The sequence below is a fragment of the Vibrio sp. V23_P3S9T160 genome (assembly GCF_963886625.1).
Lineage (GTDB): Bacteria > Pseudomonadota > Gammaproteobacteria > Enterobacterales > Vibrionaceae > Vibrio > Vibrio anguillarum.
In genome coordinates, this window is the sequence record NZ_CAWPDB010000117.1 from 1 (window position 1) to 26,117 (window position 26,117).

General features: G+C 46.5%; 19 protein-coding genes and 1 pseudogene. 5 read left to right on the plus strand and 15 right to left on the minus strand.

Going from position 1 to position 26,117, the window contains the following annotated elements:
• Both AACU59_RS08490 and AACU59_RS08495 read right to left on the minus strand, forming a co-directional pair.
• A pseudogene (locus AACU59_RS08490) lies at positions 1-670 on the minus strand (IS4-like element ISVa18 family transposase); the annotation flags it as partial.
• A 177-nt stretch (positions 671-847) separates the two neighbouring features.
• On the minus strand, positions 848-1,747 hold the full coding sequence (locus AACU59_RS08495; protein ID WP_161437637.1) for a LysR family transcriptional regulator: 900 nt from the start codon (positions 1,745-1,747) through the stop codon (positions 848-850).
• Positions 1,748-1,966: 219 nt separating this feature from the next.
• Between AACU59_RS08495 and AACU59_RS08500 the strand changes: the two genes are divergently transcribed.
• From AACU59_RS08500 to AACU59_RS08510, 3 genes are all read left to right on the plus strand, one after another.
• Positions 1,967-3,667 (plus strand): L-lactate permease, encoded by a 1,701-nt coding sequence (locus tag AACU59_RS08500; RefSeq protein ID WP_094144824.1) that lies wholly within the window; start codon positions 1,967-1,969, stop codon positions 3,665-3,667.
• A gap of 107 nt (positions 3,668-3,774) precedes the next feature.
• Entirely contained in the window at positions 3,775-4,911 is a 1,137-nt protein-coding gene (gene lldD / locus AACU59_RS08505) for an FMN-dependent L-lactate dehydrogenase LldD (protein ID WP_094144825.1), read from the plus strand.
• Between the two features lie 69 nt (positions 4,912-4,980).
• Positions 4,981-7,821, plus strand: coding sequence for an FAD-binding and (Fe-S)-binding domain-containing protein (locus tag AACU59_RS08510; RefSeq protein ID WP_161437639.1), 2,841 nt, complete (start codon positions 4,981-4,983; stop codon positions 7,819-7,821).
• A 23-nt stretch (positions 7,822-7,844) separates the two neighbouring features.
• Here the strand turns inward: AACU59_RS08510 and AACU59_RS08515 are convergent, their stop codons facing one another.
• Together AACU59_RS08515 and AACU59_RS08520 are read right to left on the minus strand one after the other, a co-directional pair.
• The gene (locus AACU59_RS08515; protein ID WP_094144827.1) at positions 7,845-8,678 is read right to left on the minus strand and encodes a helix-turn-helix transcriptional regulator; all 834 of its coding nucleotides are present in this window, start codon (positions 8,676-8,678) and stop codon (positions 7,845-7,847) included.
• Between the two features lie 14 nt (positions 8,679-8,692).
• Positions 8,693-9,244 (minus strand): YbhB/YbcL family Raf kinase inhibitor-like protein, encoded by a 552-nt coding sequence (locus AACU59_RS08520; protein ID WP_094144828.1) that lies wholly within the window; start codon positions 9,242-9,244, stop codon positions 8,693-8,695.
• A gap of 275 nt (positions 9,245-9,519) precedes the next feature.
• Here AACU59_RS08520 and AACU59_RS08525 point away from each other — a divergent pair, with 275 nt between their 5' ends.
• Positions 9,520-10,989, plus strand: a complete 1,470-nt coding sequence (locus AACU59_RS08525; RefSeq protein ID WP_094144829.1) for a serine protease — start codon at positions 9,520-9,522, stop codon at positions 10,987-10,989.
• 53 nt (positions 10,990-11,042) lie between these two features.
• On the opposite strand, the gene AACU59_RS08530 is transcribed toward AACU59_RS08525, so the two are convergent.
• The 5 genes from AACU59_RS08530 to AACU59_RS08550 all read right to left on the minus strand — a co-directional run bounded on the left by AACU59_RS08530 (position 11,043) and on the right by AACU59_RS08550 (position 15,434).
• Complete coding sequence (locus AACU59_RS08530; RefSeq protein WP_094144830.1) at positions 11,043-11,459, minus strand: MarR family winged helix-turn-helix transcriptional regulator; 417 nt, start codon at positions 11,457-11,459, stop codon at positions 11,043-11,045.
• Positions 11,459-12,370 (minus strand): CDF family Co(II)/Ni(II) efflux transporter DmeF, encoded by a 912-nt coding sequence (gene dmeF, locus AACU59_RS08535; protein ID WP_094144834.1) that lies wholly within the window; start codon positions 12,368-12,370, stop codon positions 11,459-11,461. Before dmeF ends, AACU59_RS08530 begins: the two co-directional genes overlap by 1 nt.
• Positions 12,371-12,552: 182 nt before the next feature.
• Entirely contained in the window at positions 12,553-13,074 is a 522-nt protein-coding gene (locus tag AACU59_RS08540) for a DUF2058 domain-containing protein (RefSeq protein ID WP_161437640.1), read from the minus strand.
• 83 nt (positions 13,075-13,157) lie between these two features.
• On the minus strand, positions 13,158-14,105 hold the full coding sequence (locus AACU59_RS08545) for a hypothetical protein (RefSeq protein ID WP_237666593.1): 948 nt from the start codon (positions 14,103-14,105) through the stop codon (positions 13,158-13,160).
• Positions 14,106-15,434, minus strand: coding sequence for a sphingomyelin phosphodiesterase (locus tag AACU59_RS08550; RefSeq protein ID WP_094144833.1), 1,329 nt, complete (start codon positions 15,432-15,434; stop codon positions 14,106-14,108).
• 196 nt (positions 15,435-15,630) lie between these two features.
• On the opposite strand from AACU59_RS08550, the gene AACU59_RS08555 reads away from it, so the two are divergent.
• The gene (locus AACU59_RS08555) at positions 15,631-16,161 is read left to right on the plus strand and encodes an RNA methyltransferase (RefSeq protein WP_370685849.1); all 531 of its coding nucleotides are present in this window, start codon (positions 15,631-15,633) and stop codon (positions 16,159-16,161) included.
• Positions 16,162-16,257: 96 nt separating this feature from the next.
• Here the strand turns inward: AACU59_RS08555 and AACU59_RS08560 are convergent, their stop codons facing one another.
• From AACU59_RS08560 to AACU59_RS08585, 6 genes are all read right to left on the minus strand, one after another.
• Positions 16,258-19,176 carry an alkaline phosphatase family protein gene (locus AACU59_RS08560; protein ID WP_094144633.1) on the minus strand — a complete coding sequence of 973 codons (2,919 nt, stop codon included), beginning with the start codon at positions 19,174-19,176 and terminating at the stop codon, positions 16,258-16,260.
• Positions 19,177-19,352: 176 nt separating this feature from the next.
• Positions 19,353-20,366 (minus strand): LacI family DNA-binding transcriptional regulator, encoded by a 1,014-nt coding sequence (locus tag AACU59_RS08565; RefSeq protein ID WP_026027775.1) that lies wholly within the window; start codon positions 20,364-20,366, stop codon positions 19,353-19,355.
• 63 nt (positions 20,367-20,429) lie between these two features.
• Positions 20,430-23,030: a glycoside hydrolase family 3 protein gene (locus AACU59_RS08570; RefSeq protein ID WP_094144634.1), complete on the minus strand. Its 2,601-nt coding sequence runs from the start codon at positions 23,028-23,030 to the stop codon at positions 20,430-20,432.
• Complete coding sequence (locus AACU59_RS08575) at positions 23,030-24,124, minus strand: ABC transporter ATP-binding protein (RefSeq protein ID WP_013868152.1); 1,095 nt, start codon at positions 24,122-24,124, stop codon at positions 23,030-23,032. Before AACU59_RS08575 ends, AACU59_RS08570 begins: the two co-directional genes overlap by 1 nt.
• Before the next feature lie 80 nt (positions 24,125-24,204).
• Entirely contained in the window at positions 24,205-25,071 is an 867-nt protein-coding gene (locus AACU59_RS08580; RefSeq protein ID WP_017044900.1) for a carbohydrate ABC transporter permease, read from the minus strand.
• A gap of 4 nt (positions 25,072-25,075) precedes the next feature.
• Positions 25,076-26,062, minus strand: a complete 987-nt coding sequence (locus AACU59_RS08585; RefSeq protein ID WP_094144635.1) for a carbohydrate ABC transporter permease — start codon at positions 26,060-26,062, stop codon at positions 25,076-25,078.
• Positions 26,063-26,117: the final 55 nt, after the last annotated feature.

Consider the following 26,117-nt stretch of genomic DNA (forward strand, 5'->3'; position numbering starts at 1 on the left):
CTTTTATACAGCGACTTTGCATTGAGCGAACGAGGAATCGCTGTTGTTGCTCTTGCTTGTAAGTGAGGTATTCAAATAGGTCGGCTTCTCTATCGCACACAGAAATAACATCTGAGATTTTCTCGCCAAGTCGCTCTGCGACATGGCGAGAAGCTTGCTCCCATTTATAGCTTTCTTTCTCTTTGTATGGTCGAGTGGCGTACTGGTGTCCTTGTCCACGCTTTTCAATATCTCGAGTCCAGCGTTGTTGTTCAATTAAGCCAACAACCACTTGAGTTTCGGGAGCAAAAAGTAAGGTCGAGTGTATGAACATAGCTCGATTTCGATTGCCTTGATTGGAGTGCCCAAGTTCATCTTGTATGCTGCGATGGGAGTAACTTAGAGAAGTCGTATCTTCTAATGCAAGAAGTGTTTGTTGCTCTAAAGCCTCTTGCGCTGTGACATGAAAGCCCGCTTCAGCGATATCTTCTGCTTTGATTTGCTCATTACGAATAAAGCGATAAGCCCCTTCCATATCAGCAGGGGAGATGATGAGTTTCGAGACCGGTACGCCAGGTTGCTCGGCCAGAGAGGCTGCTAGGGCAACGAGTCTTTGAGTACGTCTTGGGTCATTGAGGTGAGCTTGACCAAATTGCTTTTGTGCCCAGAGGGTTGGTTCTATATAAGTCATTCTAATCATCCTTGTTATTGCTTAGATGATCAGATCATGAAACATAAAATTAGTTCAAAAAAATCCCCAAGCAGAGGCTTGGGGATTTGTGTATAAGAGACAGCTCCTAACCTCCCCCTAAAAGGGGGAGGAACAGAACGGTATACAGACCGAAGACATGCTTTACATAAGTCACACTCAAAAATAGTGTGAAATAGTCAAATAGTGGGCGCGGATGTGCTCTATCAGCAAGCGAACTTTATTCGGGGGTTGGCGAGTAAAGGGATACACGGCATATATACCCAATTTTTTGCCCACTTGTTCCGGGAAAACATCCACTAACTGGCCGTTCCGAAAATCATGATAAACCAAACAGCGCGGTACATAAGCAATGCCGTGGCCGCCTAAAGCCGCTTTTCTCAGTGCCGTGGCATTATCCGTAGAGAAGCAGCCCGACACTGTGACAATGTAGTTTCCTTTGCGACCTTTAAATTCCCACTCGCTAGCGCCTGTGGTTTGGTAGGCATATTGAAAGCAGTTGTGGTTGACTAAATCTTCCGGTTTTAACGGTTTTCCATTTTTCGCAATATAAGAGGGAGAAGCGCACACAACCCACTGTGAGTCTAAAATATGCCGCGCAATTAAGCTTGAATCTTCCAAATAACCAGTGCGGATCACTAGGTCAAAACCTCCTTCTACTAAATCAACAAAACGGTTATCAAGCGACATGTCCACCGTTAAGCCGGGGTGTAAATTGCAAAATTCCGCAACCGCGTCGGCCAATATTAGATCGCCTGATATAGTGGGTACCGACATTTTGATGTGGCCGCTGACATTTTCACCAAACCCAGCCACCGCATCGACGGCTTCTTGAGTGGCAAGCTTCACATTTTTCGCACCCTGTAAGAGTGCCTTGCCTGCTTCAGTCAGAGTTAATTTACGCGTAGTTCGATATAATAGCTGCACGCCTAACTCTTCTTCTAAACGCGCCATTCTTTTACTAACTACTGAATTTGTAAGGCTATTCTGTTCTGCTACTTTACTAAAACTTCCCAGTTCCATCACTTGTGAAAACAATATTAGGTCGTCTGCTCGCATCTTATTATGTCAATTTTGGAATTAATTATTTTCATTATTTCCCTATATCCATAAAAAATAAAGGAGTAAATTCACTCCGAATTAACAAAAACATCACAAATATAATAATTTAGCTACCCGACGTGGCCGAAAGGTCTGTAGCCCCACAGGATGTCTGCTCTTCAACTATCCTACTATTTAGAGTTAGTACGAAGAGCACACTTTACGAGGAAGTATCCAATGAACGAAACCTTACTGGCACTAGTGGCCTTCTCCCCCATTGTGGTAGCAGCGATTCTTTTAGTCGGGCTCAACTGGCCTGCGAAAAAGGCGATGCCCGTGGCCTTTGCATTAACTGTGGCCATCGCCCTCACATTTTGGGATATGTCGGCAAACCGCGTGCTCGCTTCTGTTTTGCAAGGGTTCGGTATCACGATTTCCGTGCTCTGGATTGTGTTTGGCGCAATCTTCCTACTCAACACCTTAAAACACACTGGTGCTATCACCACCATTCGTAACGGTTTTACGGATGTTTCGGCTGATCGCCGTGTGCAAGCCATTATCATTGCGTGGTGTTTTGGCTCTTTTATTGAAGGCGCTTCTGGTTTTGGTACACCGGCGGCTATCGCGGCTCCGTTGCTGGTTGCGATTGGCTTTCCGGCGTTGGCTGCCGTATTGATGGGGATGATGATCCAATCCACTCCTGTCTCTTTCGGCGCAGTGGGTACGCCCATTATTGTTGGGGTGAACAAGGGGTTAGATACGCACAACATCACCGAAACGCTGATCAGCAACGGTTCAAGTTGGGATGTGTATTTACAGCAAATCACCGCCAGTGTCGCCATCACCCATGCGATAGTCGGTACATTGATGCCAGTATTAATGGCGATGATGTTGACGCGCTTTTTCGGTAAAAACAAAAGCTGGACCGAAGGGTTAGATATTTTGCCTTTTGCGATTTTCTCTGGCTTGGCTTTTACTGTGCCTTACGCGCTAACGGGCGTCTTTCTTGGCCCAGAATTTCCCTCATTAATCGGTGGCTTGATCAGCTTGGCACTGGTTGTCACGGCCGCGAAAAAAGGCTTTTTAGTACCAAAATCACAATGGGATTTTCCAGAAGAGAAATCGTGGCCCGCAGAGTGGTTAGGCTCATTAAAAATTGATATTGAGGAGATCAAAGCTAAACCGATGGGCCTTGCATTGGCTTGGACTCCCTATGTTCTGCTCGCGGTTATCCTTGTGGCAAGCCGTGTGAGCAGCGAATTTAAGTCACTGCTGGCTGGAGTGAGCCTATCCTTTAACAACATTCTGGCTGAAACAGGCATCAGCACGGCCATTCAACCGCTTTATCTTCCCGGTGGCATCTTGGTTTTTGTCGCGTTACTGGCAGTAATATTGCAGTCACGCAGTGCGACACCGCTCATCAAAGCATTCGGTGAATCAAGCAAAACGCTGATCGGCGCGGGCTTTGTGTTGGTATTCACTATCCCTATGGTGCGTATTTTTATTAACTCTGGCGTCAATGGCGCAGAGCTTGCGAGCATGCCGGTCACTACCGCCAATTTTGCCGCGGGTTTAGTCGGTGATGCCTTCCCTGCATTAAGTGCCACCGTTGGTGCACTTGGGGCGTTCATCGCAGGCTCAAATACGGTGTCGAACATGATGTTTAGCCAGTTCCAGTTTGAAGTGGCGCAAACACTCTCTATCTCCAGTGTGATGATCATTGCGCTACAAGCTGTTGGCGCAGCGGCGGGCAATATGATTGCGATTCACAACGTCGTCGCGGCATCAGCAACGGTCGGTTTATTGGGCCAAGAAGGAGCTACGCTGCGCAAAACCATTATCCCAACTTTCTACTACCTTGTGATGACCGGCCTTATCGGTTTAGTGGTGATTTACGGCTTTAATATGACCGATGTACTAATGACCCAGCAACCTTAAGTTTGGTGATGTGATTTGGTATCAACTTGGTTTTTATAACCATTAATCTTGTGTAAGAAATGCAGAGCTCGCTAGGCGGCGGCTCTGCACAAATTAGGATTCAATCTATGATTATTTCAGCCTCCACCGACTATCGCGCTGCCGCGAAAGCGAAATTGCCTCCTTTTCTGTTTCATTATATTGATGGTGGCTCATACGGTGAGCACACGCTCACACGCAATACCGCGGATTTAGCTGACATCGCACTGCGCCAACGCGTGCTTAATAACATGTCAGAGCTCAGTTTAGAAACACAACTGTTTGGCGAACAGCTTGCAATGCCGATTGCTCTTGCCCCCGTTGGTTTAACTGGTATGTACGCGCGGCGCGGCGAAGTGCAAGCAGCGCGCGCGGCTGAAAATAAAGGCATTCCTTTTACACTGTCCACCGTATCGGTTTGCCCGATCGAAGAAGTATCAGCGGCACTGGCTCGACCAATTTGGTTTCAACTCTACGTGCTTAAAGATCGCGGCTTTATGAAAAATGTGTTGGAGCGCGCCAAAGCCGCGGGGGTGAAAAACCTCGTGTTTACCGTAGACATGCCCGTTCCCGGCGCGCGTTACCGCGACATGCATTCTGGCATGAGCGGCCCTAACGCGGCGATGCGCCGAGTGTTTCAAGCGATGAAACACCCAAGCTGGGCGTGGGATGTCGGCTTGCTCGGTAAACCACACGATTTAGGCAATATTTCTGCCTACCGTGGCACGCCGACTAAATTGGAAGACTACATTGGTTGGCTTGGTGAGAATTTTGATCCTTCTATTTCATGGAAAGATTTAGAGTGGATCCGCGATTTTTGGGACGGCCCGATGATCATTAAAGGCATTCTAGATACAGAAGATGCCAAAGACGCGGTGCGATTTGGCGCTGATGGCATTATCGTATCCAACCACGGTGGTCGCCAGCTTGATGGAGTGTTGTCAACCGCCAAAGCTTTACCTGCGATTGCTGATGCGGTGAAGGGCGACCTGAAAATTCTGGTCGATTCAGGGATTCGCACTGGGCTTGATGTGGTACGCATGCTGGCGCTGGGCGCGGACTGCACGCTGCTGGGTCGCTCGTTTGTTTATGCATTGGTGGCGCAAGGTCAAAGCGGCGTTGAGAACTTGCTCGATTTGTATGAAAAAGAGATGCGCGTTGCCATGACCTTAACCGGAGCGAAAACCATTGCCGATTTGTCACGAGAATCGTTAGTCAAACTTTAATCTCATGATGACAAACCAACGGTAGCCGCACGTTAACCTATCCACAACCTCAATTTAAAATGGGAAACAATGATGGCCAGCACTCTTTCAGACGCCACCTATCGTCAACTGGAAACGCAACTCGCTACGCGCATCGACCCTGAGCGCATCATCACGCAGCAGGCAAAACGCCTTGCTTATGGCACTGATGCCAGCTTCTATCGCTTGGTGCCGAAAATTGTGCTGCGCTTACAAAGCCTTGATGAGGTCATTTTTGCCATTAAAAGCTGCCGCGAGCTTGGCGTTCACTGCACGTTTCGCGCCGCTGGCACCAGTTTATCTGGTCAGGCAGTTTCTGATTCGGTTTTGATCGCCTTAACCGATGACTGGCGAGGCCATCGCATTCACGATGAGGGCAAAAAAATCACCCTACAACCGGGGGTCATCGGAGCCGATGCCAACAAATACCTTGCCCCTTTTCAACGCAAAATCGGCCCAGATCCAGCCTCAATTAACACCTGCAAAATTGGTGGAATCGCCGCCAATAACGCCAGTGGTATGTGCTGCGGCACCGCGCAAAACTCTTACCGCACTGTCGATAGTATGAAGATCGTCTTCGCAGACGGTTCCGTGCTCGACACCGCAAACCCAGAAAGCATCGCTGCATTCAAAATCGCTAAACCCGAATTGATTGAAGGTATTGCTCAACTTCATGCACAAACGGCGCAAAATCACACACTATCAAAGCTTATTCACCACAAATATCGCCTAAAAAACACCACTGGCTACGCCCTAAATGCTCTCGTTGATTACTCTGATCCGATTGAAATTATTGAACATTTGATGATTGGCTCAGAAGGCACACTCGGTTTTATTGCCGACATCACCTACAACACCGTCATTGAGCACGCGCACAAAGCCTCGGCGCTGCTTGTCTTTGCTGATATTGAGCAGGCTAGCCAAGCGGTTACGACCCTGTCCAAAACCCCAGTTGCGGCAGTCGAAATGATGGATGGACGCGCGATGCGCTCTGTCGCTGACAAAGCTGGCATGCCCGCGTTTATTGCGCAATTGGATCTAGAAGCCGCTGCGCTGCTAATTGAGTCTCACGCCAGCGATCACGTAACACTTCATTCACAATGCAGCACCGTGATGGCAGCACTAAGCGACTATCAGATCATCGAATCCGTACCATTCACCTCTGATACCAAAACGGTGGCAACCTTATGGGGCATTCGCAAAGGGATGTTCCCTGCCGTCGGCGCGGTGCGCGAAGTAGGGACAACCGTCATCATTGAAGATGTGGCGTTTCCGGTAGAAAGCCTTGCGAATGGTGTGCGCGATTTGCAGGCTCTGTTTGATCACTACCACTATCACGAAGCCATCATCTTCGGCCACGCTCTGGAAGGCAACTTGCATTTTGTCTTTACACAAGGCTTTGATAGCCAAAGCGAGATCGACCGCTACGGCGCATTTATGGATGAAGTGGCCGAGCTAGTGGCAGTGAAATATCAGGGTTCACTCAAAGCCGAGCACGGCACGGGCCGTAACATGGCACCGTATGTGGAATTGGAATGGGGCAAAGACGGTTACGCCTTAATGCAACAAATCAAAACCCTGTTTGATCCACAAGGCTTGCTCAACCCCGGCGTTATAATCAACGATGATCCGCGTTCCCACTTAGCTAACCTAAAGCCGATGCCAGCGGCTGATGCCTTGGTCGATCGCTGCATCGAATGCGGGTTTTGCGAACCTGTTTGTCCATCTCGCACACTATCGCTCTCGCCACGTCAACGAATCGTCTTGTACCGCGAGCTACAACGTCGACGCGCGCAAGGTGAAACGGTAGAAGCTTCTGAGCTTGAAAAAGTCTTTGAATACCAAGGATTAGACACCTGCGCCGCTACTGGCTTATGCGCTGAGCGCTGCCCTGTTGGCATCAACACTGGCGATTTAGTGAAAAAGCTGCGCGCCGCGAAATACCAAAAATTCATCCCCATTGCTACATGGACAGCGGATCACTTTGCCGCCACCACAGCCGTGGCTAAAATCGGCCTCAGTGCCAACCAATTGGCTAGCAAATGGCTGGGCGAGAAGTTAGTCGGCGGCGCAACCAACGGCTTGCGTAAACTCAGCAAAGGCAAAACGCCTATTTGGTATCCACAACTGCCGCAAGCCAATCATCAAAACTTAGCCATTGCAGTAGAAAACCTGCCGCGCCGTGAGAAAAAAGTCGTCTATCTACCCTCTTGTGCGAGCCGAAATATGGGCCAACAAAACAGCGCGGGCGATCAGCGGCCATTAACCGAAGTGACCTTATCACTGCTTAACAAAGCAGGATATGAGGTGATTCTACCTAACGAGCTCAACAGCCAATGTTGTGGCATGCCCTATGACAGCAAGGGAATGAATGAGCTTGCACAGTCAAAAGCGCAGCAGTTAGAAGCCGCGTTATGGCAAGCTAGCCAACAAGGGCGATATCCGGTATTGATGGACACTAGCCCGTGTGCAAAACGCAGTATTGAACAATTTACTAAACCACTGGAGATCTTAGAACCCGTCGGTTTTGTCAATAAGTATCTGCTGGATTCTTTAGCGATCAAAGCCAAAGAAGAAACTGTGATGCTGCATATCACCTGTAGTGCGCGCAAAATGGGGTTGGAAGCCGACATGCTCAAATTGACCCAAACCTGCGTCAGCACAGTGATTGTGCCAGAGCATATTCAGTGCTGCGGCTGGGCGGGCGATAAAGGCTTTACCACGCCAGAACTGAATGCGGCGGCCGTTCATCCGCTCAAAGAGCAAGTTCCTGCTCACTGCGAACGCGGATTCAGTAATAGCCGTACCTGTGAAATTGGCCTGTCGCACCACAGCGGCATTCCATATCAATCCATTTTGTATTTGGTTGATGAGGTGTCTAAACCGCTTTGATCTACCCTCAATCTTAAAATGGCTCATTGGATAAAATGGGCTGTTTTTTTTGTCTCTTTATCTGGCGTACCTTTACCTCGCATACCAAGAGTGTGTAAATACGCTTTGGGGCTTAAACCAAACTGACTGCGAAAGCGTTGATTAAATCGCTGTTCCGATTGGTAGCCGCAACACTGCGCCAATATCGCTATATTTCGTTGGCCACTTTGCATTAAGTTCAGCGCGTGATTCACACGCACTTCAGCCAAAACCTCACGGTAACGGGTGCCATGTTGCTTTAAGCGTCGAATTAAGGTCGCGCGGCTCATGGCAAAGTGCGTTGCTACCCGCTCAAGTGGATGTTCTTCTTCTGGTGACTGGGCGAGGTAGTTTCTCAGCTTCTGCTCAAAGGGTAGAGAATTACTCTCAAAGAGCCAATGCAGCGCACCTTGCTCAGCCAATTGTTGGTATAACACCATCAGTAGATAGGCTTGGGTTTCTTGGCTGATTAACGAAAGATCGAACGAGGCGAGCGCATTGAGCGAACTTTTCAGTGAGGGGCTGGTTGAAATCACAGGCCACATAACTGGGCGATCATGACTCGCGCTTAACGCAAGCATCGCCTCGGTCGGGCGGTAGGTGAAACTGAACAGCCTTGAAGAGAAGTAACCGTGTTCTGGTAAATTTTCGAAACTGAGCGAAGCTGAGGCCTCACACAACAATAACGAAGTGCTCGATAGATTAATGGCCTCTTCCTTATGAAACAGTTTTTTACTGCCAGATTGGATCTGAATCAAGCTTGGAGAGTGAATCCTCACATTTCTCAGCCTTTGTTGCTGAGCGGCTCGAAAGGTGGTGACTTGGTATTGGTGATTCATCACTCCCCCATGAATTAGCGTGTATAGGTTGCGGTCAGCGTCGCTTTTTCTAACGCCAAACTATTGAGGGTAAAACCAACCACCGCAGGTGATACATCGGCCGCCAAATTGAGTTTTTCCGTCGGGAGAGCCCATACCGTAAACTGGTAACGGTGCATTCCGTGCCCTTCTGGCGGACAAGCACCACCAAAACCAACGCTGCCATAATCGATACGTGTTTCTATTGCACCGAGCTTTTTGACTTCAACCCTACGTGCTAGCTCACTCACTGTCGCTGGAATATCCAGCGCAATCCAATGCCAAAAGCCACTTCCTGTCGGAGCATCTGGATCAAAAGCCGTAATAGCAAAACTTTTGGTTCCTTGTGGTGCATCAGTCCAAATTAAGTGCGGCGAAAGATTCTCCCCAGCACAACCCCAGCCTGAAAATTCAAAGGTTTTTGCCATCGGGTGGCCTTCTTGGATATCACGGCTGCTGAGTTGCAGAGCGTTTGCCATCCCTGTAAATAATAAGCTAGTGGTTAACGTCGTGGTGACGATGGCCGAGCTAAAAATCGTCGAGTTCATTGTTTTCTCCTATGAATAAGTTCATGAACAAGTCTAGCAGCATCACCCATGCAACATCTGACAGAATGTATCATTCTAACGATTTAAAGATTGAATAATGATACTTTTTGTTGAATCTATACCTCTACCATCATCGAGAGACTACTGGAGAGGACTGCTATTGATAATATTACGCACAATTAAGTTTACACTCATATCGAGACTATTTTTGAGCCAATACTCTCATAGGCTCATATGCTTTATGAGGCATTTATTGCCACATAGAGGAGATCAAAATGCAATTATCAATACGTCTACTTGGCTTAATAGCAGCAGTGGTGTTGAGTTCTACTCAAGCGACTGCTTCAATAGAAAAAGAATCACTCCCCACCATTGCGGATAAAGTAATCCATCCGCATTCTTTAACAACCCACCAATCTCTAACCACTCACTATCCAATCCATTCGCCGGGAGCCAGCTTTATTAAGGTCCACTTTGATAAGTTTCAGCTCAGCAAAGGGGGAAGCGTCACACTACACTCTCCACACAGCAATGAAAGTATCACCTACGACAGTTCAGAGAACGGGCCTTTATTTGCCCGCTCGATTAATGGAGATAGCGTTATCGTAGAGTGGAAAACCGGTGAACATCCTGACCAAGCACAGATCTCAATTGACTATTTTATGGCTGGGAATGAAAGTGCCACGTTATCACAACCGAACCTAGCCGCTGATAACTCTGGGTTGTTTTCAACCTGTGGCATCAATGAAAGAAAAGATGTTACTTGTTGGAGCGACTCACACCCTGAAAAAGTGGCGTGGAGTAGCGCCGTAGCAAGGCTACTGATTGATGGCCGTAGCTTATGCACGGCTTGGCGTGTCGGGCCCAATAATCACATGATCACCAATAACCACTGTGTATCAACAGCCTCTGAACTAAAAAATACTGAAGTATGGTTTAATTACCAACGCACGACTTGCGGCGGTAGCTTGGATACCACAGTGAAGGTCATGGGCGATCAGTTATTAAGCACCGATTATACCTTGGACTACACATTATTCACGGTGGCTAATTTCGAGCAGCTAGGACAATTTAGTTACTTAGGCTTAGACAATTCAGAGCCCAGCTACGGCACGGGTATTTATATTCCACAACACGGCGCTGGTAACCCCAAAGAGTTGGCGATAGAAAGCGATCAAAATGGCTCTGGCATGTGCCAAATTGATATAGCCTCTACCAATGGTCGCGGTGCCAATACCGACACAGGGTATTTTTGTGACACTATTGGCGGCTCTTCTGGTTCACCTGTATTGGCCTCTGAGAGCCATAAAGTCATTGCACTACACCACTTTGGGGGATGTGAAAACCAAGGGGTCAAAATCAGCAAAATCTGGCCTCAGGTTGCACCATTCTTTGATAACCAGTTGCCCGTAGGGAAAAAAGGAGGCACTCCACCTCCGCAAGATGGCGTCATCCAACGTGGGCAAAGCATTACTGGCATCACCTTGAGCAAAGGCCAACAAAAACGATTCATTTTACCTGCATCAGAACGCCAAACAGCGGTGAAAATTTCGATAACCTCTGGGCAAGGCGATGCCGATCTCTATACCCTTTCAGGCAATCCACCGACCAAAAGAGTCTTTGATTGTCGGCCTTACCAATCAGGAAGTAATGAGCAATGCTTAGCAGAGCCAAATGCTGAGGATCTGCATATCATGATCGATGCATACTCGAATTTTTCTGATGTAACATTACAGGTAGAATAAAACAGAAAATTAGCTGACCAACCACTTGCAAGTCGCAAGTGGTTGGTCATAGTTTAAAACTCTTGGTTCATTTTTAGCAGGCTGTTGAGTAATACTGTTTCTTCGTTTGCATCCAAGTATCTCGTCAGATCTTTCACTAACTCCACATGCAACTGATTATGCTGGCGATGAATTTTCTGACCTTCTACAGTTAAAGTCACGACAATCGATCTTCTGTCATCTGGGTGCGCGCCGCGTTCAATCAACTTAGCATTCACTAACTTCTCTATTTGAACGGTGAGCGTACCAGTTGTGATACCGAGTTTTTGCGCTAACTCTTTCATTCTCATCGGGCCATGAATACCTAACACCTCGATGGTGTGGATCTGCGCCAGGGAGTAGCCTGTTTCTCGCACCACAGATTGCTCCCATGAGGACATCTTGTCGTAAAATTCCGTTAATTGTTGATTCAGTTTTTCGATATTACTCATCATGCCATCGGGTGAACTTCAAGGGTAAGGTGGTGGATTTTATCAAACTTCGCCAATATTTGTTTATATTCTGCAACGGTTTTATCAACATGAGATTCTAAGATAATCGCAGCTGAGTAGTGATGACCACTGATTTTCCAAATATGGAGATCTTTAATCACCGCAAATGCGGCTAGCTCTTCTTCAATTAAACGTCGATAGGGTTGCTCGATGCTTTCATCTAATAAAATAGGGCTAGCCTGCTTGATAAGGCCTATTGTCCACTTAGCAATCACGGCAGCGCCGACGATGCCTACAACAGAATCTAACCAGTTCCAGCCATAATATTTTCCAAACAAGAGCGCCACAATCGCCAGAAGAGAAGTCAAGGCATCGGCAAGAACATGCAAATAGGCAGCTCGTAAATTATGATCGTGATGGTCATGGTCATGGTCATGGTCATGGTCATGGTCACTATGATGGTGGTGATGGTTATCATGCAACAATAGCATGCTCACTAAGTTCACCAGCAAGCCAATGATGGCGACAATAATCGCTTCATTAAATTGAATCGCTTCGGGATTGAATAAACGATGAACCGATTCCACCACCATCAGCAACGCCACAATACCTAATGCAATCGCACTGGTGTAGCCTCCCAACACACTCACTTTACCGGTACCAAATGAGAACTTCTCACTGTGTGCATGCTTTCTGGCATAACGGTAAGCAAACAGCGTAATGCAGAAAGCAGCCGCATGAGTACCCATATGCCAACCATCGGCAAGCAGAGCCATCGAACCGAAAATAGTACCAGCAATGATCTCCGCTACCATGGTGACAAGCGTGAGCAAAAGAACGTAAAACGTGCGTTTCTCATTTTGGTCTGCGCTAGCGATAAAGTTATGACGATGCTCGGTAGTAAACTGCAAAATCCCACCCACTTAGTTTGATAATCAAAATATTTGATTTAAATTTAGTTTGATTACCAAACATTGTCAACAAACTCTGTCTATTAGTACCGAAACCATTGGGGGAAATAGGCTAAGTGGAAAGTAGAGGTAGGAAGGGAGAACGAGAGCCCTCCTCCGTTGAGAAGGAGAGCTGAAAGGAATTACCACATCAAATCATCAGGGACTACGAAATCCGCGTACGGATCATCTTCAGCAGGTAGAGATTCATCGGCAGTTTTATTTTCGATAATGCTCTCTTCATCACGCATGAAGATTTTATCCGCTACCACACCCGGGATGACAGCATAGCCATCTTCATAACGCGCGATAGCCAGGATTCCTTTACTCAGTTGATCACGAACCAGTGGATCGACATAAAGTGACTTCACCAACTTACCATCAACAAAGTTGTATTTGATTTCACCGTGTTTTAGATCCAGCTTATTCATCTCAATCAGTTGTTTTACTTGAGCACGAATTTCTTTGCTCAACAACTGCTCTTTTTGCTGTTTATTTAGTGCCTTGTCGCGCTCTTGTTGCTCGACTTTATTCGCTTCTACTGCCGCTTTCACTTCACGTGCTTGCACGCGCGATTTTTTAGAGCTCTTTTTCGCTTTGCTGAGTTTTTTGGCGTTAACTAAACCCGCTTTTAGCATTTGCTCTTGTAGAGATAAGGTTGCCATGATCAATCCAAGTCAGTTATTTGCTGGTGAGTTTAACGGTTCATGGCGAGTGAATAAAGAGCGCTGTAGTTATCTTATTCATCCTAACGAGCAAAAAATGCTTTTCTAAACTCATAACGCTGCTTTGCCGCATAGCGCACCCACTCTTCTGTCGAAAGGGTGGCATAGGCTGTCTTTCTCTGGCTTGAGAGCGTTTTTTCTAACTGCGCTAACGCTTGCTGGTAGTCAATGACTTGAGCAGCCTGCGCTTGTTGCTCGATTTGGCGATGGGCCACCTCACTGCGCTCATGTTCATTTAAGTAAAGTTCGGCTAAACCTTGTTGTACTTCTAAGCGCTGTTCTAACGATAAATGTTGAGGGATCAGCCGAATCGCTTGTTCATAGCGTGCATTACCTGTGTTTAATGAAAAGGTATCCCATTGATATTGATGCTGTGTAAGCCGCTGTTCAATGCTCTGCAACGCCTCTTCTACGGAAGCAATACCTTCGTAGTCATTGGGTTGCTGTACAAAATCATCATAAGCGTACTGATCAGCAAACAAGATATCCGCTTGTCGCCCCCATACTTGTTGATCAATCGATTTTACATACGCCATTTTGTCACCTAATTCCGTATCCTGACTGATGAGTTCCATTCCAAGCAACGCGTCACGTTGCGCCTGTTTTTGCCAATAGAGTGCAACCAGCTCATAGCGTTCATGGGGCAACTGCGCTTGTAATTGTTGTAGCCGCGCAGCACACACATTTTGCTGACGACACTGCTGCCAAAACTGCTCTATTCTCTCTCTCAGCGCTTTGCCTATTTCTGTTTGCAGCGTTTCACCAACGAGAGCCGACTCTTCATGGGTTGGATGATCGCGATTAGCCAGCCAAGCAACGCCACTTTGCTCTGGCAAACGCACCGTGCCCGGCAATGCAACCTCAATTCTATTGGGGGGTGTTTGGATAGTGGGAAACTCATCCCTCTTCACCCACCAATAGCTTGCGCTGCCGGCTAAGGCAACGCAGATCAATAACCTAACCCAACGCATCTAGCGGATCTCAGCTTTAACCGGAAAGTGATCCGATAAATTGTAATGCTGCCATAAACGCTCGTCCGTGGTTCTTGGCACCAGCACAGTATTGCGGTTTTGTTGTTCGCTTGGTTGTGCAAACTCTTGGCTTACCACCACATAATCGAGGTACTCCACGTTTTCACCACCGGATAAGGGTTCTCCTGCAAAATCATTGATGCGCGGATCAAACGTTGATTCGGTATAGCCTGCGTAGCTAGGTTCGGTTGACGCAAGATTCGCGAGCATGTTTTGATAGTCATCGGCAAATTTACGTTTATTCACGTTAAAATCACCGCCATAAATCACCGTTTCTGTGCTGGGAATAGAGAACGATTGCGCAAAACTGCGCATCTGTCTGAACTGACGTTGGCGATAATCGCGAGCGGTATCGGTATCAAACGAGGCAGTATGCGTTGCAAACAGATGATAAGCCTGACCATTTTTGATGATTTCAGCATAATTCACCCCTTTATCAGCAAAACAGTCAGTTCCCGAGCAATCAGGGAAAACATACTGTCCTTGGTTAACAATTGGGTAGCGGCTGACGATGATCACTCCACCGTCATGGATATTCACCCCAGACTTATCGAGCATTTTCGTTTGGTACGGATACTCTTTTGCCAGCTCTCGAAGAAAGGCATCACGCCCCGCAGCAAACACTTCTTGCAGCATTACGGCATCATACCCTTTGATGTGCTGAGGGATGATAGCAAAACGCTCGGCAATATTTGAAGCAATCACAGGTAACGCCCAAACGTTATAGGTCATCACTTTTAAGGTCTCAGCATCGGGTGTTTCTTCTGTATTCGTTGGCGTAATGGTGTAATAAATGTCGTCGTAACGAGTGGTGCTGACGGATTTAAACGCAAGCTCGGTTGGACGTTCAATCAACTGCGTTGAGTAATAACGGTGAACCGCACGATCATTTTGCCACTGAAGAGGCACATCTCGTGCTTGTACCCCATGCTCAATGCTTGAGTTATACCAATGACCTTCCATCTTCTGCTGTAAAGAGAAAACCTGCCCTTGCGGCAAAGTCACCATGGTTTCAAATTGGTACGTTTTGCCAGATTCCACCCCTTGCCAGCGGTTAAAGCTGAGCACCATTTTGGTTTCCCACGGGCCTAACGTTTCACTGTGTTGCTGCCACTCACTGCCTTGTTGCAACTGATCAGATCCGGTCTGTTTCACAGTAATAGACATCGGCAGCGCAGAGTTATTGGTTAAATAAATATCGGTGTCCGCCAATACCGCATGAGCAGCAAGAGACAACCCAAATAGCATGACTTTATTAATAATCTTCACGTTTTCATCCTTTAACTGTGAAAAAATAAATTAAGCCATCCCCCTATGAAATATTGATGTAAGAAATACGACAGTTTGAGTACTCCAAGAAAGGTCACGAAAAATATAAAAACTATTGAACGATTTATCGATATTTTTTCTTTCAAGGCAAATTTTAGCGTTATACTGCCCGCCCCAAATTGTGAGAGGATTTTTTGTGGAACGTGAAATGTCAGTGATCATTGGTTTGTGTAACCCTAAAAGCCCAACCAACGTAGGTGGCGTGATGCGCGCGGCAGGTTGCTACCAAGCATGCGCGGTTCGCTACAGTGGTGAGCGTTATGATCGCGCAGTGAAATTTCAAACCGACACAAAAAACATTCAAAGTAAAATCCCGCTCACCGCGATGGTAGAGATCACGCAGGACTTGCCAAGTGAGATGAAAATCGTCTGTGTTGAACTGGCAGAAGGGGCGACACCACTGCCCGAGTTTATTCACCCGGAAAAAGCGCTGTATGTGTTTGGCCCTGAAGATGGTTCTATTCCACAAGAGATAGTTAACCAAGCCAGTGAGGTTGTATACATCCCAACGATTGGTTGCATGAATTTGGCCGCGAGCGTCAATGTGCTGCTGTATGATCGCTTAGCAAAATCCAAGCTCGATATTGATCACAGCCAACGTATTCTGAGCAGCCGAGATGTGAAAAATCGTTTGAAGTTTAAACGTGCTGATCAACCAGCCACTTAAGGCTGCAATCGAAGCCAATGAAACAAGCGAACGTTCTTCACTCAATAGAGCCTAACGCTCACTTATTTCATTGGCAGTCATAACGGCTAAATCTCGCTAACGAATATCCAGCTGTTTAAGAACCGACGGATAACCCCACCCATCTTCACCAACTTTAACTTCGTCTCCCGTTAAATAGTGATAAAGAGTGGGCGCAAGTGAGCCATTTTCGACTGAACCGAGCGGCGTGGCTTGATTGCCAATCGGGCTCCCCCAAAAACCGATAAAAGCATCTTTTTCTAGATAGCTTTCACCCGCATGACGCCCCGGAACTTTAGTATTAAAGCCAACGCCCTCTTTAGGAAATAGGTTAATGGTGCCCGCACGGTCGTCTTCATAAATAGCAGCGAGCTGATTAACCGAATCTGGACGGGGCGTAAAACGTGTTAACTCTCGCCACTGCGCACTTGAGCACCACGTCTCAGCTTGATTCGCTTTAGCGTGATAAACACAACGTTCGACGAGTTGTGCATAATGTTCTAGCTCGTCAGATGAAGGAGGCGACAAATAAGCATTTAGCTGCTGAACGCCAAGCAGCAATGGCTGTTCCGATTTAGCAAAATAGCGCAGTTTATCACCCTTTTTTTCAATCCATTCATCCACTCGTTTACCTTGCCGCTCGCCAACCAACCGTACAGAACAGTCCGTTAAATCACATGGTTTTTCTCTCACAACTAAATAATCTAGGCTTTCAGCAAGTCGCGCTACGGTTTCATCGATCACATCAACCTGCTGCCCTGGCTTAGAATGGATCGGTTGCCAACGGATCAGCTCTTGATAAACAGGTTGAACTTCCCATCCAGCTTCTGCATTAAAGAAATCCATCATAAAATTTCCACCCGCAGTGGAAGCGACGACCACATCAATCCCTTTGTTTGACGGCGCGTTAATCGCATTAGTCATTTTTGGCCCTTCTCCCTCATCCGATGAGATTTTTTTCACGTTGAGTTTTATTCCCAGTTGTGAAGCTAGCGGCTCAAAGATCTGTTTTTCTGGGTTGAGGGAGAAATAAACAGGAGCTAAACCATGATCGCCAGCCATGCCCCATAACGTGCGGTCATATACTCCCGCGTATTGATAGGTTGCTTCTATTTGCGCTAGCCAGTAATCGAGGCGGTTTAGTTCCCCAGTTGGCATGATGACTTCATCGCTGAATGGGCCGCTAAAATGAGCAAAATGATCCGGCCATGGATTATAAATCAGCGTATAGTCGGGCATTCCTTTCAGTTCTTTTTGTGCAAGTTGTTTCAACTGGTGAGCAAGCACTTGATGGCGAGTCCAGCGAGTATAAAAATCCCACTTGCTTATCTGCTGATAGCGCGTGACCTCTTCAACTAATGTCGCTCGCAACTGTTGGAGTTCACGTTCGACAATCGCGCGCTCTTTCAGCTCACGCACACACCGCTTTTCACCAAAATCACGTAATGCCTCACCCGCCCCTAAATTCACTAAACCATCATAAGTGGTATGAGCATTCCAATCGTATTGCGCATTGCAGTTGAGGGTATTGAGGTAAGCGAGGCGATCAAACATCGTTTGTACTTGGTTTTTAACCAGTAAGCGATCAAGCTGCAGTGCATCATTACCAAAAAAGTAATAAGCACGGTCGGTTGGGCGATCAACAAAGTGGAAATTGGGTATGCCAGTACCACCTTGGCCGGACACCTTAGCTCCTGTTTTTATGATCGGTAAATTACGCACACTGATCGTTGGTGTTGATGAAATGCCCACTTGAGTAATAGAAGCGCGATGATCACGATACAAGCGTTTAAAAAACGGCAAGTAATGTGGATCGTGATAAGGCTGCTCAGCCAATATCTGCATGAAACGTACTTGTTGCTGATGTTCAGGTTGAACCACCTCCATTGAAGAGGGCTTCGTGCTCAATCGATTGTTGTGATCTTGGTGAGCTTTGCGGATAAATGGCTTACTCGGGTCAACCAAACCTTCGATCAGCCCTTGTTGCAAACCATCCACGGTGATCTGCACTGCCATACGACGTTGTTGCTGAGAGCGGAGAAACGCAATCAATGCTTGAGGATCATCATCAAATGCTTTTTGTAACCAGGAATTTAGTGCTTGTTCACGCTCTTGCTGATAGACAAATTGGCGGTAGCCTTTTAATACGTTCATACGCACAAAATCAATCAAAGTAACCGTGATTGCCTCTGCTTTGTTATTCACACGTGCTGTATTTTCTGGCTTTGCATCTTCTAATACCCCAAAAAGGGCTTGCTTCATCTCTCCTTCATCCATCCCATTAGCAGCCTGACTAATAATTTGGATCACTATCGGTTGGATTTTATTAATCAGTAATCGATCGGGTTCACTTGACGTCAGATATTGATAGTGATCCGGCAATCTCTCAAGCTGTTGCCACTCACCAATTTCAACCAAGGCATCATACACAGTCACCATGGCCACAATAAATTGGGCATCCACTTTAATCCCTTCATGATGCCCTTGATCTTTAATATTTTCTTTTTGTTCACTCACCACCTCTTCCCCATAATGGTAGAGGCTATGCTCGAATCCCTTTAAAACCTTTGCGTCATAAACAGTACTTAAATACTGTTTAAATACATCATCATTTTCTAACCCCGTATAACGATCATAATATTGATATAAAAAATAGCCCAGCGGGATGGCGTAAGTTGGGTTAGAAATTTGTGCAATAACGCGAGCTTTTGTTTTTGCATCTAAAGGCAACATAAGGATATAGCTATCGAGTGTTACCCCGGCGATGGTAAATAAGGTCGAATCACGGGCAAAGCGCGTTGAATAGCTTAAAGACGACGCCATTTGATTTTTCAATATTTGCGCCGAATTGAACAGCCCGCCAACCACAGGCGCATCACTGATAGCAGCGAAAGAAGTTGATGAAAGTAAAGAAGTTAAGAGTAACGCGATGGGTTTTAGCCGCCCAAAAGAATAAAATATCATACTGTTTTCCCTACAGTTATTGCATGCGCACATTGTGGCAAGCTTACTCGTAAGGTCAAGTCGTAAGTCATATTGATGTTATAAGCCAACGATACACGAAGATGAATGTGAGGATTTAGTGGTAAACCTTAGCTCTCAAGGCACATTAGTTCGCCAATTCCGACGGTTATAATTTCATGTCCTACTAGCCCTCTAACGAGGGCTTTTTATTAACGGTAGATAGACTTTGTGGACTCTCGCACAATTAAATCGATAGGGGGTAACCTAGCATCGTGCCTCTCACCACTGAGCAAGTTGAGAATGGAATGCGCGCACACCGCACCGATCTCTTCAATTGGTTGGCGTAATGTCGTTAGGGCCGGAGTGAAATACTGAGAGACAGGTAAGTCATCAAAACCAATCACTGAAACATCATCTGGCACTCGCACACCGTGATCAGTTAACGCCTTAATGGCACCATAAGCTGTTTGATCATTAGCAGCAAAAATAGCCGAGAAATGGACTTTCGACTGCAACAGTTCAACCGTCTTTTCATACCCACATTCAGAGCTAAAGTCACCTTGTTTAATGAGTTTAGGCATAGGCTTAATTCCCGCTTCACGAAGCGCTTTTTGGTAGCCAGTGAAACGTGCGGTTGAATCAGGCTGATTAGCGAGCCCTTTTATATGAGCAATGTTCACGTGCCCTAATTGCAATAGGTGCAAGGTGGCAATATAACCGCCGAGTACATTGTCCACATTAATGCAACGTACATTATTACTAACAATTTGGTGGCCGACAGCAATGATGGGAATCGATTGAGCATATTTGAGGATTTGATCGCTTTTTAAACTGCCTGTCACTATGATCATTCCATCGACATTGCTTCTGGCAAGATACTCCAGTGCATGTGCTTCCAAGTTTTTCTGCCACTGACCTGTGGCAATCACCAGTGAATACCCTTGGGTCATTAATACCTTCTCCATGTCATTCAGAATTCGACTGGTGTGAGGGCTCTCTGCGTGCTGCACTAATACACCAATAGTCATCGAACGCTTATTGCCTAGATGACTGGTTGGGTAACTAGGTTTGTAACCAAGGGTTTTAATTGCACGTTCAATATTTTGGCTTTTTTCATCCGATACGTAAGTTGTGCGATTCAAAAAACGAGAGACAGTGCTTGCCGAAACTTCGGCAAGCTTAGCGACATCATAAACAGTGGGTGCTTTCTTTGATTTTCTCATGGCGATGTTTGGCCCTTTAGAAGCACTCCTTCTCCACACGGAGAAGGAGTCTATCGTTTCTTTTTACTGTGTATCCCAACATATATTGGCGATCACAAATTGACACTCACCATTAGTAAATAATGAGAAGGGCGTGTCGAGATGAGTAAAACTTAATCCCTGCTCGGAGAAATGTGAACAAGCAATGTTCACGCGCGTAAAGCTATCATTGATGGTGGAAAAGTAGTGGCTGACGTCCACTTTAACCACGTTATCAATATCCCCCAAACATCCAGGAACAACGGCGCGTTGCAGTGACAAATAAACAGGTTCTGTTGCCGCTCTGAGCACTTTAATCTCAAAACTGACCACACCATGCGCATTATCGTAATGGCTGAAATCTTCCGCTTGCCCTAGCCCCGTTTGCGCATAAACCATTGCTCCACCCCCCAGAATTTCTACCTCAACGGCGTCTTGCTGCTGCTGGTAGTTATACGGCTTAGTTCGGACAGCACCGAGTTTCATCACGTTGTTGCGTGAGACATCCACGCCCATCCAATGTTCAGCATCCGACACTTTAAGTTGATAATCGCCTATCGTCGCCATAATGCCATACAGATGCTCTGCACGTGTTGCTTGCCATTTTGCTTCTTCTGAGTCGATATCTAAATCAAGGTTATCCAAATCTCGAGTTTGTTTTTTTTCAGCGTAATTAAGCCCATAACCGTATTCAAATAAAGGAGCATGTTCCCCAACAGGAGACTGCTCACATTCAGGCACGACATAGTTGGGAATATGAGGAGGAATACGGTTCACACAGGTGCTGCGCTTTTTATTGGGCCAACTGAATGACAAGGTACCAGAGAAGTCGATATTAACTTCACCATTCTCTTTAGCCACTAAAACATCAGTAATGCCACGTCCTTCGCTGCCGGGTAAAAATGCCGCAACAAAAGCATCAGACAAGGATATTTCTTCATTGACAAACAGTGGACGACCGCTAAAGAAAATCGATACCACTTTTACGCCGCGCTTATGAAATGCTTTGATTTTTTCGCTATCTGCTCGGTAGCGACGTTTCAAGGTTGAAAACTCCAAAGATTGCCACGCTTTGATGTCACCCATCATTTCAGAATAAGGATCTTCACCAAACACCACAACCGCAATATCACCCGCTTGCCAATCACCTGCTAATTCTGGATCGTAGCAAACATTATCTATGCCCAATTCGGCTTCTAACGCCATTTTCACTGTGGTGGCTCCGGGGAAATCGGCTAAGTTATTTTCATCCCCTTGCCAAGTGAGATTCCACCCGCCCGCTTGCTTTTGCAAATCATTGGCGCCGCTGCCCGTTAACACAACCTTGCACCCACGTTTGAGCGGTAAAATACCCTTGTTATTTTTCAACAGTACCATCGATTGCTGCACGGCTTGGCGAGCGATAGCACGATGTTCAGAGCAACCAATCAAAGACTGCTGACCAGCCAAAGCTCGCGCTGAAGGATGCGGTTTTTTCCATAAACCCGCGCGCATTTTCACCCGTAAAATACGCGTCACAGCATCATCAATTCGGCTCTGGCTCAGTACTCCACTTTTGGCATCGCTCACCGCTTGACGATAGGCTGATTGCCAATGCTCACGAATAGGGATCATTAAGATATCGTTACCCGCATTGATAGCGTAAGTCGCATTACCATCGGTACATTTACTGACTTCAGAATGACCATGCCAATCGGTTACAACTAATCCATCAAAGCCCATTTGATCTTTCAAAACATCAGTGAGTAGGTACTTACTGCCATGAATTTTGAGGTTGTAATCACCTGAAATGTGCGGCGCGTGATCGTAGTTCGCTTGGTTATCCCACGAGTTAAATGAAGACATCACCACTTGCGCACCGGCATTAAGGCCACTGAAATAGCCCATGGCATGCACGTTACGCAGCAGATCTTCACTGTAAGTATTGCTGCCACGATCAACACCATTCACTGTGCCGCCATCGCCCACCCAATGTTTGACGTTTGAGATCACATGATGCTCACCTTGTAAGTCAATGGCGTCACCTTGCAAACCTGCGACCATTTCACTGGCATAAACATAAGTCACTTCGGGGTCTTCAGAGTAACCTTCATAACAGCGCCCCCAACGCAAATCACGAGGGGTGGCCACGGTTGGTGCAAAGGTCCAATCAATACCCGTCGCGGCGATTTCCAGCGCGGTAATACGGCCAATTTTGCGAATTAAGGCAGGATTGCGCGCGCACCCCAACCCAATATTGTGCGGAAATACGGTTGCACCAAAGACGTTATTGTGGCCGTGTACTGCGTCAGTCCCCCACATAAACGGAATATGAAATGGGCGACCTTGATAAGCTTTTTCTGCGGCAAACCAGTATTCATCGGCTTTCGCTACCCATTCACTGGCTGGTGCATGTTTATTGCTGTTTGGCCAAGAGCCACCACCATTGAGTACCGTACCAATCTTATAATCGATGATTTCTTGCGGCGTAATATCGCGGATTTCTGGTTGGATAATCTGGCCAATTTTTTCTTCTAAGGTCATCAACTCTACGATTCTTGCTACTTGCTGTTCAATTTCAGGGTCAGCTTTGATTGCTGATTCTATTTTGGGCCAAACGTCGAAATAAGGGGCTTGCTTTATTATTGTCATCGTCTTGTTCACCATTAAAAACTGGCCAATGAGTTTTCACTCAGCGCATCAAAAATATGAATCGCATCTAGGTCGAGATAGAGTGTAACCTTCGTCACCTCTACCTCTGCCGCTTGGGTTTCCACCATCAAAGGCTGGCCTGCAACATGGGTTTTCAACAAAATACTCGCACCGAGCAACTCTTTATCTTTGAGCGTGACGGCAATTGGCAAGACGCGTTCATGGTTAACTTGTTCTGCGCGTAAGTGAATATCGGTGGGGCGAATACCGACATGCAATGCGAGGTTTTTAGACGCATGCGCTTTAAATCGCTCGGGAAGCGGGATAAAGATGTCACCCAGTTGGATAAGCCATTCGCCATCTTGCTGGATAAGTTGTGCATCAAGCATGTTCATCGAAGGGTTACCAATAAACTGCGCCACAAATTTGTTCGCCGGGCGTTGAAACACCTCTGTTGGCGTACCGACTTGCGCAACATAGCCATCTTTGAGGATCACAATGCGATCAGCGAGCGTCATGGCCTCAATTTGATCATGCGTAACATAAATAGTGGTGGTTTTAAGCTGACGATGTAACTGCTTGATCTCTTCGCGCATCACACCACGAAGTTTGGCATCTAAGTTAGAAAGTGGCTCATCAAACAAGAACACTTTTGGCGTACGCACCATGGCACGCCCCATCGCCACGCGTTGGCGTTGACCGCCGGATAACTCTTTAGGCTTACGATCAAGGAGCGGGTCAAGCTCTAACATTTTTGCCGCTTTACGCACTTCCTTATCGATTTCAGTTTTTGGCATGCCTTTTAACTTCAATGCAAACGCGATGTTTTCATACACGCTCATATGTGGGTAAAGCGCATAACTTTGGAACACCATCGCTAAGTCTCTATCTTTGGCATCTACGTTATTCATCCACTTGTCACCAACGTAAATATCACCGGCCGTAATCGACTCCAGCCCCGCCAACATGCGTAATGTGGTTGATTTTCCGCAACCCGATGGGCCAAGAAATACCACAAACTCACCATCATTCACCGTGAAATCAAAATGCCTAACAACATCCACATGACCAAACGACTTCTTAATGTTCTTAAATTCAACTTTTGCCATAATTTTTCTCCTTCACACTGCGCCTTCTTTCAACAAAACCACGCCAGCATGAGTAACTAAAATGAGGGATTAAAGGCCAATTAGCCTTTTACTGCACCGGATGTTAAGCCGCTTATCATCTGTTTGGACGCAAAGAGATAGATAGTCACCAACGGCAATATAGAAATGGTGGTGCCAAGCATCACCGCACCCCAAGGCGTATTTGGAATGCCTTGCACGCTACGTAACGCCTGAGTAATGACGTAGTTTTCTGGCGATGTGAGCACCACTAACGGATTCATAAAGCTGTTCCAGAAAAAGACAAACTGTACAATCGCCAGTGTTGCCAATGCAGGTTTCATCAACGGCAAAACAACGCTCCAGTAAGTACGAAACTCTCCCGCGCCATCGAGTTTGGCCGCTTCTAATAACTCTTTAGGAATAGAGGCCATCACGTGTTGGCGCATTAGAAAAATCCCGAACGGAGTAGTGGTAAACGGCAGCCAAACTGCCATGTGGTTATCCATCAAACCCAGAAATTTCACGATCATAAAATAGGGGATCAAGCTCAAGACGGGTGGGATCATCATGGAAGCCACCAACATACCAAATAGCGCGTTCTTACCTTTGAACTGAAACACAGCAAACGCGTAACCGCCCATACTGCAAAACAACAGTGAGATAGTGGTGCCTAAAAAGGCAATGTAGATAGAGTTAAACATCGCCTGCCAAAACGGCATAATCTGCAACAGCTTTGCATAGTTAATGGCTAAGCTATCCCCAATGGCAAAGCTGATGCCTGAACCGAAGATTTCCGTACGATCGCGCGTTGACAGCAGCGCCGACCACAAAAATGGGAAAACAGTGATCAACGCCGAGACAATCAATACAACCGCCAGTAGCGCCATCATTACTTTAGTGATGAGTTCAATGCTGCGATCACTGAGTTTTAAAGCGTGGATTGACATGCTATTACTCCCCCAACCCTTTTTTACCAAATAAGAAAAACTGAATCGCAGTACAAGTTGCAATCAGCGCAAACAGCAGCCAAGAAATAGCGGATGCCGTGCCCATCTCTAGCCACTCCCAACCCACTTTGTAGAGATACATTGAGATGGTTAAGCCTGCTTGGCCTACGCCTCCGGTGCCGCGCGTTAATACAAACGGTTCTTCAAACAGTTGTAAGTTGCCAATGATGGTCATGGTGACGGCAAAGAAAACGAAAGGGCGAATCATCGGCAGTGAGATATTCCAAAAACGGCGAAAAGCGTTAGCGCCATCCATCCGCGCGGCTTCTAAAATTTCTTTGGGAATGGTCATTAAACCTGTGGTGTACAACACGATGTTAAAACCGGTGTATTTCCAAAAAACCATGATGGCAATCGAGGGTTTGATCATGTTGGCATCATCTAACCAACGGATAGGCTGATACTCATTAAGCCAAGAAAATGCCCAGCCAAAGACACTGCTATCAGCTAAAGCCATTAAGCTTTGATTGATGATGCCCGAATTGGGTGAATACATATTGAAGAAGATGAGCGACGCCGCCACCGTTGAGGTAATGAATGGCAAAAAATAAGCGGATGTCAGCCAATGACGCAGCCGATCGCCCAATGAAACCAAAATATAGGCCACTGGAATAGCCACTAAATGTTGAGCGACGCCCGAAGTTATCGCCAACCACAATGTATTGCTTAATGAACGCCACAACCAAGGGTCGGTCAATGCAACTTGGTAGTTATCAAATCCCACATAATTCATGGCGGCAACCCCTTCGACGGGGTTCCACGCATGAAAAGAGAGATAGACAGAAAACAGGAGAGGAAAAACTCCAAAAACAGAAAAAATAATCAAAAACGGCAATAGAAACCCGTACGGTGTAAGCGCTTTCAAACTCAGGTGAGAAAAAAAACGTCGACCCGATGGCGCTTGCACAGCGTTGCTCGTAACGTGATTCATAATAACGACCTCTTAGGCATAACATCATGCCTTCTATAACTTACGCTTAGTGAAC